Annotated in this window: 7 protein-coding genes; 2 read left to right on the forward strand and 5 right to left on the reverse strand. The window is 68.3% G+C overall.

The annotated features are described in order from the left end of the window. Positions 1-54: 54 nt before the first annotated feature. The 5 genes from ACWD5O_RS30680 to ACWD5O_RS30700 form a co-directional block, all read right to left on the reverse strand. Positions 55-1,644: a protein kinase domain-containing protein gene (locus tag ACWD5O_RS30680; protein ID WP_450087475.1), complete on the reverse strand. Its 1,590-nt coding sequence runs from the start codon at positions 1,642-1,644 to the stop codon at positions 55-57. A 105-nt stretch (positions 1,645-1,749) separates the two neighbouring features. Further along, the gene (locus ACWD5O_RS30685) at positions 1,750-4,932 is read right to left on the reverse strand and encodes a type I restriction endonuclease subunit R (RefSeq protein WP_450087476.1); all 3,183 of its coding nucleotides are present in this window, start codon (positions 4,930-4,932) and stop codon (positions 1,750-1,752) included. 6 nt (positions 4,933-4,938) lie between these two features. After that, entirely contained in the window at positions 4,939-6,168 is a 1,230-nt protein-coding gene (locus ACWD5O_RS30690) for a restriction endonuclease subunit S (RefSeq protein ID WP_450087477.1), read from the reverse strand. 44 nt (positions 6,169-6,212) lie between these two features. Then, entirely contained in the window at positions 6,213-8,258 is a 2,046-nt protein-coding gene (locus ACWD5O_RS30695) for a type I restriction-modification system subunit M (protein ID WP_450087478.1), read from the reverse strand. Between the two features lie 53 nt (positions 8,259-8,311). Beyond that, entirely contained in the window at positions 8,312-10,444 is a 2,133-nt protein-coding gene (locus tag ACWD5O_RS30700; RefSeq protein WP_450087479.1) for an N-6 DNA methylase, read from the reverse strand. A 318-nt stretch (positions 10,445-10,762) separates the two neighbouring features. On the opposite strand from ACWD5O_RS30700, the gene ACWD5O_RS30705 reads away from it, so the two are divergent. Both ACWD5O_RS30705 and ACWD5O_RS30710 read left to right on the forward strand, forming a co-directional pair. Continuing rightward, positions 10,763-13,225: an AAA family ATPase gene (locus ACWD5O_RS30705; protein ID WP_450087480.1), complete on the forward strand. Its 2,463-nt coding sequence runs from the start codon at positions 10,763-10,765 to the stop codon at positions 13,223-13,225. Further along, positions 13,222-13,605 carry a hypothetical protein gene (locus ACWD5O_RS30710; RefSeq protein ID WP_450087481.1) on the forward strand — a complete coding sequence of 128 codons (384 nt, stop codon included), beginning with the start codon at positions 13,222-13,224 and terminating at the stop codon, positions 13,603-13,605. Before ACWD5O_RS30705 ends, ACWD5O_RS30710 begins: the two co-directional genes overlap by 4 nt. The last annotated feature ends 48 nt before the right edge of the window (positions 13,606-13,653 follow it).

The raw sequence follows: 13,653 nt of genomic DNA on the forward strand, positions 1-13,653 counted from the left end.
GCGGGGGAGACCTGAGCCGACGGCGGTAGGCGGGTGGCGGTGGCGGTGGCGGAACTATTCGCCGGCGGCGAGTCGGAGCCGGGCAAGCAGGTCGGCGACTTCCCGGGTCAGCTCATGATCTGGGCCGTAGACGACGCAAAGATCGTCGTGCAGCGGTTGCAGCTCGTCCGTGGCTTCGGTGGCCTTGTCTTCGGAGATCAGCAGTATGCCGATGTTGCGGCGTAGGTCGAGGGCCGTGGGGGAGACGTCGCCGGAGGCGGCGCGTACGTGCGTCAGTACCTGCCGGAACTGACGTAGGGCTGTGGTGGCCTGGCCGAGTTCCGCTCGGCAGTGGGCTGCCTGCCGGAGGCATCCCAATGCGTCCTCGCTGGTGGGGCCGGCGGTGCGGGCGTACGCGGCGGCGAGGGCGTCGAACTCCGGCAGCGCGCGCCGGAAGTCCCCGCCAATGATGAGAATGGCGGCTCGCCGTGAACGCAGTCCCAGCACGCGGGGACTCTCGGCGCCGAGTGCGGCGCTGGCGGGAGTGATCACTGCCTCGAGTACCTCTGCGGCCTGAGCGAAGCGTTCGTCGTCCAGCAGCTCGTCGGATTGCGACACGGCGACCTTGATCGCGTCCCGAAGCCCGGTCTCCAGGATCGCCGCCGGGCCGACGGTCGACGTCTCATTCTGCTGCGTTGGGACCGCGGGCGTCGGCTCGGGCCGGCGACGCGGTGCGTTAGGTCGGCGGTATACGAGCGTCGGGTCCGGCATGGTGCTGCGCGCGGGCTCGGAGGCGGGCGGTGCCGATCCGGGCAGGGGCAGGAAGGGCACCAGCCGCTCGTAGACGTCGTAGGCGTCTGCGGGCCGGTCCTCGGGGGATTTGGCCAGCAGCTCGAGCACCAGCTCCTCGATCGCTGCGGGCACGTCGGGGCGGAGCGTCCGCAGAGGTGTCGGCGGCTCGGTGACATGCTGGCGCCATACTTCGAAGCCACTGCCACCGCCGAAGACCCGTCGCCCGGAGAGGAGTTCGTGCAGGACGCCGCCGAGGGCGTACAGGTCGCTCTGCGGAGTGACCTGCGCATTCTGGATCTGCTCGGGCGGCATGTAGTGGTGGGTGCCGAGGGCGCTGCCGGTCGCCGTGAGACGGGTGACGTCGGTGCGCAAGATGGCGGCGATGCCGAAGTCGAGGAGCTTGATCGCTCCCTCCGCGGTGACCAGGACGTTGTCGGGTTTGAGGTCGCGGTGCACGACGGGGATGGCGTGAGCGTGGGAGAGGACGGTGCAGATCTGCGCAGCGATCGCGGCGGCCCAGGTGACCGGCAGCGGCTGCTGCGGGTCGATGAAGGCCCGCAGGGCAGTGCCGCGGACGAACTCCATCACCAGGTAGAGCCGGTCGTAGGAGTGGTCGAGGACCGCGTCGTACACCTGGGGCACGCCGTGGTGTTGGATGCGTGCGGTGACGCGGGCCTCGCGGCGGAATCGCTTGGCGAACTCTTCCGCCTGCTGCGGGGTTTGGATGGCGTCGACGCGGATGAGTTTGATGGCGACCTCGCGGTCGAGGACGCTGTCGTAGCCGCGCCAGACCTGCCCCATGCCGCCGGAGCCGATCTCCTCAACCCGCTCGTATCGACCGGCGATCGGCTCTGCCCGCACCGTTGCCCCCACCCCTGCGACTGTCCCAGCCAGATGGTCAGTGTTGCGGTCGAACCGACCATCGTCCAGACTTGCCGCCGCGGCGCGTCACGTTGGCGCCGCGGCGGCATCGGCCGGTCAGGCGGCCTCGTCGTCGATGACACCCTCCTGCCGGCGGATCAGCCGCCAGGCGGCGCTGCGGGCGCTGCGGTTGAGCGAGCTGCGGAAGTCGGGCTCCGGACCGAAGTAGCGGCGACCGAGGTCGGCGGCGGTCTCGAAGTGGTCCATCATCTTTTCCTCGAAGACCGGCCCGAAGACGTGGCCGAAGTTCTCCTCGTCGTTGGCGACGGCGGCCTGGCGGACCTTCGGGTCGGCCATCGCCTCGTTCAACGGCTTGACCACATCGTCGTCGGTGAAGCTGGTGCCGAACCGCTCGTTGAACCGGTCGACCAGCTCAGAGAGCAGGGATTTCTCCGGCTCCTTCGCCGCGCCGGAGCCGTCGCCGAAGCCCTTCATCTCGGCGGCGCCCTCCGGGTTGAGGCTGACGTCGTGCTCGCCGGTCTTCTCCACCCGCAGGTGACTGAGGTCGACCTCGCCGACGTCGACGCCCCCGTCGCCCCGCCGGCCCAACCGGTTGAGCAGATGCCGGCCATAGAGGTAGAGCCGTTCCAGCTCCGAGTCGGTGTAGGGGACGATCTGAGCGAGGAAGCCGTACTTGCGGACGTAGTCGGTGAGGTCGGCGCGGAAGGTCTCAGCGGCCTCCCAGTCGGACTCGTCCTCGCGGTTGATCAGTTCATCGAAGCGGTCGACGGCGGGCTGGAGGTGCCGGTAGAGCTCGGCGTGCAGCTTCTCCCACTTCGCCGCGTTGCCGGCGGCCTGCTCCTCGGCCGCCAGGTACGCCTCGACGAACTCCTGCATCTCCGCCTCGACCAGCAGCTGCGCGGACATCACCCGGCTCTGCGCGGTGTAGAGCAGGTTGGGGTCCGAGGGAAGGGTCTCGGCCTCTTCGAAGTACGGCCGGAACGCCTCCTTTATCTCCTCGGCGTCGTTGACGAAGTCCAGCACCGCCAGGTCGCCCTGGCTCTTGCGGTCGGCGGTGCGATTGAGCCGGGACAGCGTCTGCACAGCGGAGACACCATGAAGCTTCTTGTTGACGTACATCGTGGTGAGCAGCGGCTGGTCGAAGCCGGTCTGATACTTCTCCGCGACGACCAGAATGCGGTATTCGCGCTGGCCGGCGGCGGTGCCAGCCCGGGCGGTCTTGTCGTCGGCCCGGGTGTAGGCGAACGCCTTCGGTAGGGCGGTCTCCGGCAGGCCGCCGTTCTCCTTCGACTCGGTGACTTCCGCGCCTTCGTAGGTGAGGGTGCCGGAGAAGGCGACCAGGACGCCCGGGTCCGGGTAGTCACGGTCGTCGAGGTACCGCTTGATTGCCCGGGACATCTGCACGGCGCTCAGCCGGGAGGAGGTGACGACCATGGCCTTGGCCCGGCCGCCGAGCCGCCCGGCGGTGTGCGCCCGGAAGTGCTCGACGATGATCTGTGCGTGCTGGGCGACGGTGGACTCGTGGGTCAGCGCGTAGCGGGCGAGTTCCTTGTTCGCCTTGGACGAGTCGACTTCCCGTTCGTCCGGGTTCGCGTTGACCAGCTTCCAGTAGGTGTCGTAGGTGACGTAGTTGCGCAGCGGGTCGAGGATGAAGCCCTCCTCGATCGCCTGCCGCATTGAATAGACGTGGAACGGGTGGTACTTGCCGTCCTCGCCGAGCGTGCCGAAGAGCTCCAGAGTCTTGTGCTTCGGCGTGGCGGTGAAGGCGAAGTAGGAGAGGTTCGAGCTGCGCTGCCGCTTGCGGACGCTCGCCGCCAGCTTCTCCTCGGTGGTGCGCGGTCCGGCGGCGCTGGTCGCGCCCGCGTCGTCGGAGTCGGCGTCCAGACCGAGGTCGCGCAGCACCCGCCGCACGTCGGTGGCCGCTTCACCCGCCTGCGAGGAATGCGCCTCATCCACGATGATCGCGAACCGGCTGCCGCGGATCTCGGTCGGGTTGCGCTGGAGGTAATCCCTCAGGGCCGGGAAGGTGGCCAGGGTGACCGTGACGATCTTGCCGGTCTCTTGAGAGAGCGCCTTGGCGAGCTGCTCCGACTTCGCGCCGTGCTTCTCGTCAATCTTCACGACGAGCCCGGCGGTCTGCTCGAAGCTACCGACGGTGTCCCGGAGCTGGGAGTCCAGATTCCGCCGGTCGGTGATGATGATGACCTTGTCGAAGACCGGGCTGCCTGGCTTGACGCCGGCCGCGCGTGCGTCCGGGTCGAGTGCCGCCGGGTCACTCAGGGTGTGCAACGACGAGAGCCGGTGGGCGAGCCAGGCGATGGCGTTCGACTTCCCGGAGCCAGCCGACGCCATCAGTAGATAGTTGTGCCCGGCACCGTGCCGGGCCGCATGCGCGGTCAGTTGCTTCACCGCATGCCACTGGTGATAGCGCGGGAAGACCAAGGTCTTTCGGGTACGACCACCCACGCCCTTCTCCTGATGCAGGTGGACGAATCGTTCCAGCAGGTCGAGCCAATTGTCCCGCTGCCAGATCTCATCCCACAGGTAGGAGGTGGCGTACTTCCCGTACCCGGTGGCGGGCGGGTTGCCCTTGCCGCCGGGACGCCCCGGCCCCTCGCTGCCGGTATTGCACGGCAAAAACCGAGTCTGCGCCCCCCTTAGCTGCGTCGTAACGAAGACCAGGTCCGGGTCGATAGCGAAGTTCGCGACCACCCGGCGCGAGAAGATCAGCTCGGTGGGGTCGCGGTCGGTCCGGTACTGCTCCTTGGCATGCTCCACCCCGGAGCCGGTGAGCGGGTTCTTCAGCTCGGCGGTGGCGACCGGGATGCCGTTGAGGAAGAGCGTCAGGTCGAGCCGGTGGCCCCGGTCGGCCTGCTTGGTCGCGTACTCCAGCTCCCGGACGACGGTGAGCCTGTTCTTGCGGTAGTCGGCCAGGATCGCCTCCGACTCCACGAAGGACGGCTTGAAGTACGCGAGCCGGATCCGCACTCCGTGATCCTTGACCCCTTTGCGGAGCACATCGAGCAGCCCGTCGATCGCGATCGCCTGGTCGAGCCGCTTGGCGAACCCGCGCTGGGCCGCGTCCCGGTCCCCGCCGTAGTAGGTGACCAGGTCCTCCCACTCCTGCGCCTGGGTCGCCCCGATGAAGGTGAAGAGCTGGCCGGTGTCGAGGCCGAGCTCGGCGCGGTAGTCGGCCTTGTCGCCCTCCGCCCAGCCGTTGGCGAGGAGGGCGGCGACGATCGCGTCACCGAACGTGGACTCGTGATGGATGGGGCTCATCGCAGCTCAGTCCTCGATTCCTCGTCCACTCGCCGTCGAGACATCAATCTGCCCGGTCACCGCCGCCGTAATCAACGCCTGCCGCCGCTCGAAGAGTAGCCGGAGTTGTTGTTGCACGCTGTCCACCAGTCGATCGATGCGCTCGTTCTGTTCACGAATCTCGCAGACGATCGTCCGCTGTTCGCTAATCCGTGGCAGTGGGATCCTTAGCATTTGCAGGTCGGGCACGTAGATGGTCTTGTGCGTTGATCCCATGGCAAGGCGGCCAAGTAGATCCTGCCGCATGGCTCGAAGGCACCAAAGTAGATAGTATGGGTCCATCAGAGGGCCGCACGTCCACGTGACGATATCTTGACTTGTCGCCATGTCTGTGCCCATGACCGCCGAATAGCCGGCGGAGGCCGCCGTGCGACACAGAACCACGGTCCCGGCCGGATGCAAAACGGCGGCCGAGTTCTCCAAGCCAAGCTCGCTAATTTTCTCACGAGTCTCGTGTAGTTCCTCGCGACGGTCGTTGCGAACTTGACTCACTTCTCCTGTTGTGACCCATGGGATAGTGCAGTCCACCCACCATTCAGGGTGAGATCGGCTCGGGGTGTGACCGCTACCCATACGTGCGACCAGCCCTAGCCGAATTTCGGGCCACGCTGTCGGCAGGGTGTCGACCCATGGAAGGTTAGAGATCTTACGATCCGCGTGAGGCTGACCGGTAACGCGTGCAAACACCCCAGCGGTTCTCCTCTCACCAAGGATTGCAACAACCTTCCTTTGAGTCTCAGCCAGCCTATCGATGCGGGCACTCTCGCCGTCGAGGAAGTCGCTGATGCGCTGCTGCTCCTCCTTGGAAGGGAGGCTGATTCGGAGATCCCCAATCTCGCTGGCGTTGATTGCGGGATAGCTAACGCCAACCGATCTGGCCACCACCTCATTGATGAAAGGTTCGGATCGGCAATGATATACGAGATAGCGACTGTCTATTTCATCTCGTGCTTCTAAGACGGCGAACCCCGTGGAGAAGACTAGCGGCTCCTCGTTGGTGGGCACGGGGGCAACCGCGCGCAGGTAGGTGCGCACGGTTGATACGATAACGGCTCCCTTAGGGGCAAGCCGTCGGGCGCGAGATGGAGCCGCCGAGAAGGAAGTATCATCATCGGGAACCGTGATATTACCGAGCCCGTCGACCGATCCGATGTCGATATACCGAAACTTGTAATCGGGATCGGTGGTCTCCGGCACAGTCCTAGCGTTGATCCGTGCTATGTCCTTAATTCTGTAAGACCTCATTTCGTCACCTCGCCGAGTAGGGTTTGGATTTCGGCTTCGAGGGCTTTGAGTTCGGCGTCAATCTCGGCGAGCGGCCGCGGGGGCTTGTACACGTAGAAGTGGCGGGTGAAGGGGATCTGGTAACCGATCTTGGTCTTGGTGTGGTCGATCCAGGCGTCGGGGACGTGGGGGAGGACCTCGCGGCGCAGATAATCCTCGACGTCCTCGTGCAGCGGCACGTTCTCGTAGTCGCGCAGCTCCGGATCGGGCTCGGGCGCGCCTTTGACCAGCTGTACCTCGCCCTCCGAATCCCGGACACCGAGCAGCTCGCGCAGTGCCTTCTGGAAGGGGGCGCCGGTCGGCCAGAGCACGCCGGCCTCGGCCATCGCCGAGCGGACCCCGTCCCAGGCCGTCCGCTTGGTGTTCCACGAGCGGCCGAGCAGCGGCTTCAGCGCGGTCTCGAACGCGGCGGCGTCGAGGGCCTTCTGAATCGGCTTGGACTCGCGTACCTGGGTCAGCGTTTCCTCGGTGACCTCGAAGCGGAGCTTGAGCGGCCGTTCGACGGTGATCCGCCGGTAGCCGAAGTCCTCGTTGGCGAAGACCTTCACCTTCTGATGCAGCGGGTGCTCGGGGTCGTCGGCGACGTGCAGCGCTTCGGTGTAGAGCCGGGTGATTTCGGCGATCTGCTCGCCCGTCAGGTATTTGCGCTTGTCGCCGAGTGACTTGCGCATCTTGGCGAACTGGTCCCGCGCGTCGAGCAGCACCACCTTGCCCTCGTGGTCGGGCGACTTGCGGTTGGTTACGATCCAGAAGTACGTGGAGATGCCGGTGTTGTAGAAGAGCTGGTCGGGCAGGGCGACGATCCCCTCCAGCCAGTCGTTCTCCAGGATCCACTGGCGGATTCGCGACTCCCCGGACTCGGCCGCCCCGGTGAACAGCGGCGAGCCGTTGAAGACGATTGCGATCCGACTGCCGCCCCTGCCGTCGCTGGTGACGGGCTTCATCTTCGAGATCATGTGTTGGAGGAAGAGCAGCGAGCCGTCGTTGATCCGGGGCAGGCCGGCACCGAACCGGCCGCTCTCGCCGAGCTTCTCGTGCTCGGCCTCGACCTCGTCCTTGACCTTCTTCCACTCCACCCCGAACGGCGGGTTCGCCAGCAGGTAGTCGAAGTTGGCGCTGCGGTGGCCGTCGTCGCTGAATGAGTTGCCGAACTTGATGTTCTCCGGGTCCTGGCCCTTGATCATCATGTCGGATCGGCAGATCGCCCAGGACTCCGGATTCAGCTCCTGACCGAAGACCTCGACCGTCGCCGACGGGTTCAGCTTGGTGATGTGCTCCTCGGCGGCGCTCAGCATGCCGCCGGTGCCGCAGGCCGGGTCCATCACGGTCCGCACCACGCCGGGGATGCTCAGCGCGTCGTCGTCGGGGGCGACCAGGAGATTCACCATCAGCTCGATGACCTCGCGCGGGGTGAAGTGCTCACCCGCGGTCTCGTTGGACTGTTCCGCGAAGCGCCGAATCAACTCCTCGAAGACGTACCCCATCTGGTGGTTGGAGACGACGACCTTGGGCTGCCCGCGCTCGTCCGTGACGACCTTGCCGTGCTCGTCCCGCTCGACCGGCCGCAGGTCCAGGTCCGCGAAGCGGCCGACCACCCGGTAGAGCAGGTTCGCGGCGTCGAGTCGACGGATCTGCTGCGGGAACTCGTAGCGGTGCAGTACCTCCTGGGCGTTCTCCGAGAACGCCCCGATGTAGGCGAGGAGGTGCTTGGCGGTCTGGCTGGAGTCGTTCGCGATCGACTTCAGGGTGTAGCGGCTGGTGTTGAAGAAGCTGTGGCCGGAGGCGCGGCGCAGGAAGCGGGCCACGTCGACGTCCTGGCCGCTGAACTTCTCGTGTGTCTCCAGCACCTTCTCCCGGGTCGGCTCCAGGACGCACTCCAGCCGGCGCAGCACGGTGAAGGGCAGGATCACCTTGCCGTAGTCGGACTGCTTGTAGTCGCCGCGCAGGAGATCGGCGACCGACCAGGCGTGGTTCGCCAGTTCGGTGTGCTTGCTGCTGTTCAACGGGGTCCTTCCGAGGAGCCTGTGCTGGGGTGGCTGGGGGAGTCGGGTCAGGTTCAGGATGGCGTCTGGTCGGCGCCGGGTGGTTGCAGCGCGCCGCCGGCGAGCCCCGCCGCAAGGGTGCGGGCGGTTTCGTCGGCGAGGCGGTTGGCGATGTCGGCCGCGGTGCGCAGGGCGTTCAGTTGGCGGAATGCCCTGCCATATCGCTGCTGCTCGGCGAGGGGCAGCAGCGGCACCCGCAGGCGGCGCGGGTCGAGGCGGATCACGGTGGTGCCGGACGACGCTGCGCTCAGGTTCTCCTCGGCGGCCAGGAAGCCGGCGAGGAACCACGGGTCGAGGCGGGCGGGATCGGGTCGCAGCAGATGCAGGTGACGACCGAGGCGCAGGCCGGCGTCGCGGGCGCCGGCAACCCGGGCGGTGCCGGCGCCGTTCTGCAGCAGCTCCGGAAGGATGACGTCACCCTCGCGGATCTCGATCGCGGTGCCCGAGGGCTCCTCCTGGGCGGGACCGGAGGCGGGGCGGTGTGACATCACGTCCCGGGCGGTCAGGGTGGGCGGCGCGGACGGGTCTGTCGCGACGGGGGTTGAGCTGCGGATCGCCGCTGGCACCCGCAGCAGCTTCAGCGCGTCGCCGCGCAGGAGGTCGGCGATGCTGGCTGTCCGCCAGGACAGGGGAGCGGCGCCGACGGGCGGCCAGGCCTCGCCGCCGCTCAGAGTGATCAACCCCGTGGCTGCGCGCCGTAGCCTGGCACGTAGCTCGTGGCCGATCGCGGCGAGCTCGTCGGGCAGCGCCGGCACCGGGGTGGCCCGGACGTGACGGGCGGGCGTGAGGTCGACCGTCTCGTCGAGCAGGTCGATGACGGGGACGGCCTGGGCGAGGCCCGGAAAGGGATCGAAGTTGTCTGGATGCCGGTCGTAGTCGTTCCAGGCCTTCAGGACGTCGTCGCGCAGGGCGGGCCACTCCAACGTCTGGCGCTTGCTCGGTGGCTGGTCAGGCCGGGAGACGTCGGGCGTGGCGGTGTCCACGATGAGAATGTTCAGCGGCAACGTGGCCTGCGGGTGCGGGCGTTCGATCACCCACAGGTGAAGGCCGACGTGCAGGGGTTGCGCGACCCCGGGCGGAAGGGCGATGACGGCTCGAAGCACGCCGGTGCGAAGGATCTCGGCTCTGATTCGGCGGCCCGAACCGCGTTCGGCGGTGGCCGGCGGCATGAGGAGAACGGCGCGTCCACCCTCTGCAAGGTGTGCGAAGCAGTGCTGAAGCCAGACGAGCTCCGACTCGCTCTTCGCCGGCAGGCCAAACTCCCACCGCGAGTCGTACGCCAGCTCGTCGTGACCCCATTCGCGGTCGCCGTAAGGCGGAGCACAGAGCACGGCCTCGGCCCTCCGATCCGGGAACGCGTCGGCACGGATGCTGTCGCCAGCGCGCACGCTCACCTGAGCGGTGTTCTCCGCAGGCTGAAGGGCGAGGCGTACGGCGGCCTGCGCGGCCTGCGCGGGGACAATGTCCTGGCCGTACAGCTTCTGTGTCCCTCGGGCGGCGGCAGCGAGAAGGAGGCCGCCGGTGCCGCAGGCAGGGTCGAAGACGGCCGCTGGGTACGGCTCGCCCGGCTCCGCGAGCAGGTCGGCCATCAACGCGGCCACCGGCGCGGGGGTGTCGTACATGCCGCTGGTGCTTGTGGTGTCGAGGTCGCCTTCCGCGAGCACGTCCGCGGCCCGCAATGCTCCCTCGTCAGCGACGCAGCGCAGCAGCGCACGCAGCAGCGGTGCCTCGCCCGCTTCGTAGGTGAGATTGACAGTCCCGGGGAGCTCGGCGATGTGTGGCCGGATCGCCTGCTGTGCCCGCTCTGCCAGTTGGCTGTCGGGAAGATCGACGAGTTGCTTCAGGTCGCTGTCGGCCATTCGGGCTGCGGCCAGGACCAGCGGTAGCAGTCTGCTCAGCGTGCCGGCGCCGGCCTGAGTGGCGCGTATGCCGGTGCGCAGGTCGTCGGCGGGTGAGGCGGCGGGCAGCTGACCTCGCGCGGCGAGCCAGGCCTGGACCGCGTCCAGGTCGTAGGCCGGGCTGGTCTCGGTCCCGCCTGTTGGGGCCGGGAAGTCCGCGTGACGCCGACGCCAGTTGCTGACGGTGGCGCGCGTGACCCCGGCCAGCCGGGAGATCTCGGCGGCGGTCACCTGGGCATGTCTGGGCATCGCTGTCCTGTCATTTCATGCATCGTCCTGCTCGCGGCTCACTCTACACGACTCCTGAGGCGTGTAAACGGTTTGACACTGCTTTCACTCCCGAGTGTGCTACTGTCGTTTTCAGTGAGCGGGACGAGGTTGCCTCGGCTGCCGCCGATGCTTCCTGTCCGGGTGTCGACGCCCGGGCGCACCACCCCCAACTGCAGGACACGCAGGTACCACGTCCGGCCCAGCACCTCCGCCGGAAGATCCCTCATGCCGACGTAGCGAGTAGCCCGGCCTTCCGGCACGGCCACTCGTCACCCCTCCCACGAGAGGAGGCACCACATGAGCACCGACCCCCAAGCCGACACCGTCGACCAGCTCATCCTGGACCACCTAGACCACTCCGACCTGCCCGAGACCGCCAAGGACCTCGTCATCGCCGCCCTGCTCGGCGGCGAAGAGCTCTCCTCGGTGCTCGGCGGTGCGGCACCGCGCCGACCGGCACCCCCGTCGCCCGACACCGAAACTCCCGAGCCGATTGGGACCTACCTCGCCAGCATCGAGGTGACCGGGTTCCGCGGCATCGGACCCACCGCCATGCTCAACCTCGTACCCGGCCCGGGACTGACCATCGTGACCGGTCGCAACGGCTCGGGTAAGTCCAGCTTCGCCGAAGCCGCTGAGTTCGCCCTGACCGGCGAGAACAAGCGGTGGGCCGGCCGCAGCTCAGTCTGGCAGGAGGGCTGGCGCAACCTGCACGCCACCGAAAGCCCTCGCATCCACGTACGACTCGGGGTCGAAGGCCACCGCAACGGCGCCACCGTCGAATGCAACTGGGAGCCCGGCGCCGGTCTGGACGACCGTACGGCGTTCCTGCAGATCGCCGGCGAACGCCGGCAGTCCGTCGCCGACCTCGGCTGGAAGCAGCCGTTGGAGCTGTACCGTCCGTTCCTCTCCTACGCCGAACTCGGTGGCCTGCTCAGCGGCCGCCCCAGTGAGATGCACGACTCGCTGCACCGCATCCTCGGCCTCGGCCGGCTCGTCGAGATCGAGACCATGCTCAAGACCGCGCGTAAGGAGATGGACGATCGGCGCAAGCTGGCCGGCGCCCAGCTGCCGCAGCTGCGGACCGCGCTCGCCGCCCACCCCGACCCGCGCGCCCGCCGCGCGGAGCAGGCGCTCAGTGGCAAGGTCGCCGACCTCGACGAGCTTGCGGCGTTGGCCACCGCCGACGAGCCGACCAATGACACGACCCTCGTGCCGCTGCGCCAGCTCGACGTACTTGGCCTTCCCGAACGAGACGCCCTGGTGCGCGAGCTGGAGCGACTCCGTGGGGCGTTGCAACAGATCGGCGACCTGGCCGGCACGCCGGTGGAGGAAGCTCGGGCGCTCGCCAAGCTGCTCGGCGACGCCCTGCGCCATCACCACAGCCACCCAGGCCAGTCCTGTCCAGTGTGCGGGGGTCGCACCCTGGACGAAGCGTGGGCCGAGCAGGCACAGGCGCAGCTGCGACGACTCACCGAGCGGGCCGAGCGCCTCGACGAAGCCCACCAGATCGAGCGGGGTTCGCGTCGCGCACTGCGGAGCTGGCTGCCCCAGCTGCCGCCCGTACTCGCCGTCGACCTCACCGCCGAGGGGGTGGACACCGGCGACGCCCGGGCCGGATGGCAGCACTGGGACGAGCTGATCGGGTCGGCCGACTCGCACAAGATCGCCGAGGCGGCTCTCGTCACCTTCGACGCGCTCACCACCGTTCTGCAGCCGGTCAAGGCGGCAGCACGGCAGGCGCTCGAGCGCCGGCAGGCCGCCTGGCAGCCGCTCGCCGACCAGATCCGCGCCTGGATCGACACCGAGCAGGCCAGCCGGCAGGCCGCGCGGATGTACGTGGCGCTGAGAGCGACGGTCACCTGGCTGCAGAAGGTCGGCGGCAAGATCCGCAATGACAAGCTCGCACCGGTGGCTGCGGAGGCGACCGAGATCTGGAGCACGCTGCGGCAGGAGAGCAACGTCGACCTCGGCGCGATCCAGCTCGCCGGCACCGGCCCCAGCCGACGGGTGGACCTGAAGGTCAACGTCGACGGCGTACCCGGAGCGGCGCTGGGGGTGATGAGCCAGGGCGAACTGCACTCGCTCGCCCTCGCGCTCTTCCTGCCCCGCGCCACGATGCGCCAGAGCCCGTTCCGGTTCCTCGTCATCGACGACCCGGTGCAATCCATGGACCCGGCCAAGGTCTACGGGCTGGCCAAGGTTTTGGACCAGGTGGCGAAGCACCGGCAGGTCATCGTCTTCACCCACGACGACCGCCTCCCGGCCGCAGTGCGACACCTGCAACTCGACGCCCGCATCCGAATCGTCAGCAGGCTGGCGCAGTCCCAGGTCACCGTCACCGGTGACGCGCACGGCGACCCCGCCCGGCGCTACCTCGACGACGCGGCGGCCATCGTCCGCGACGACGACCTGGCCGACGAGGTCCGCCGCCCGGTTGTCTGCACCCTCATCCGCGACGCCCTCGAATACACCTGCCACGAGCGGATCCGTACCCGTGACTTCCGGGCCGGGCGGCCGATCGCGGAGACCGAGGCGGCGATCAGCGAGGCGCACGGTCTGCGGCCGACCCTCGCGCTGACGCTCCTGTCAGACCACCGCCGGGTGGGCGAACTGAAAGCCCCGCTGGAACGGCTGCACCCCGCGGCCCCGCGGGTGGTCGCCTTCGCCAACCGTGGCGCACACGGCGGGAGCTCCGGCGACCTCGCCGGGCTCGTGTCCGACGCACGGGCGGTGGTGGGGAGGCTGAGCCAGCCGTGAGCCCACACAACTATCTGAATGCCGCCAGTGAGCTGCTGCTCCACCCGCCGTCCAGCATGCGCCGCTGCTGGCAACGCGGATCCGCCTGCCTGACCCGCCTCGCCCTCGAACAGGGGCTGCGGCACTACTGGGACCAGGTCGCCCCGTCCGTCGTCGACCGCCCCATGCGCAACCAACTGCTCGTCCTGCCCACCTTCGCCGGTGCCGAGGCGGCCTCGACGGCGCGCACCGCCTGGCACGGCCTGTCCCGCGCGATGCACCACCACACCTACGAACTCGCACCCACGGTCGCGGAACTCCGCGGCTGGCACCAGGACGTCACCGCACTGCTACCCCAACTCGAGCAGGCCGACCCGACCGGCCCGACGGACACGGCCTGACATGTCCGAGATCCAGTGATCCGAGTGCCGGGCCGGCCACCTGCCCGC

The sequence above is a fragment of the Micromonospora sp. NPDC005161 genome, assembly GCF_053599855.1.

Excerpts from the sequence above, each read along its gene's own strand:
- ACWD5O_RS30685 (WP_450087476.1), bottom strand. The coding sequence starts at position 4,932 with ATGAGCCCCATCCATCACGAGTCCACGTTCGGTGACGCGATCGTCGCC.
- ACWD5O_RS30700 (WP_450087479.1), bottom strand. The coding sequence starts at position 10,444 with ATGCCCAGACATGCCCAGGTGACCGCCGCCGAGATCTCCCGGCTGGCC.
- ACWD5O_RS30705 (WP_450087480.1), top strand. The coding sequence starts at position 10,763 with ATGAGCACCGACCCCCAAGCCGACACCGTCGACCAGCTCATCCTGGAC.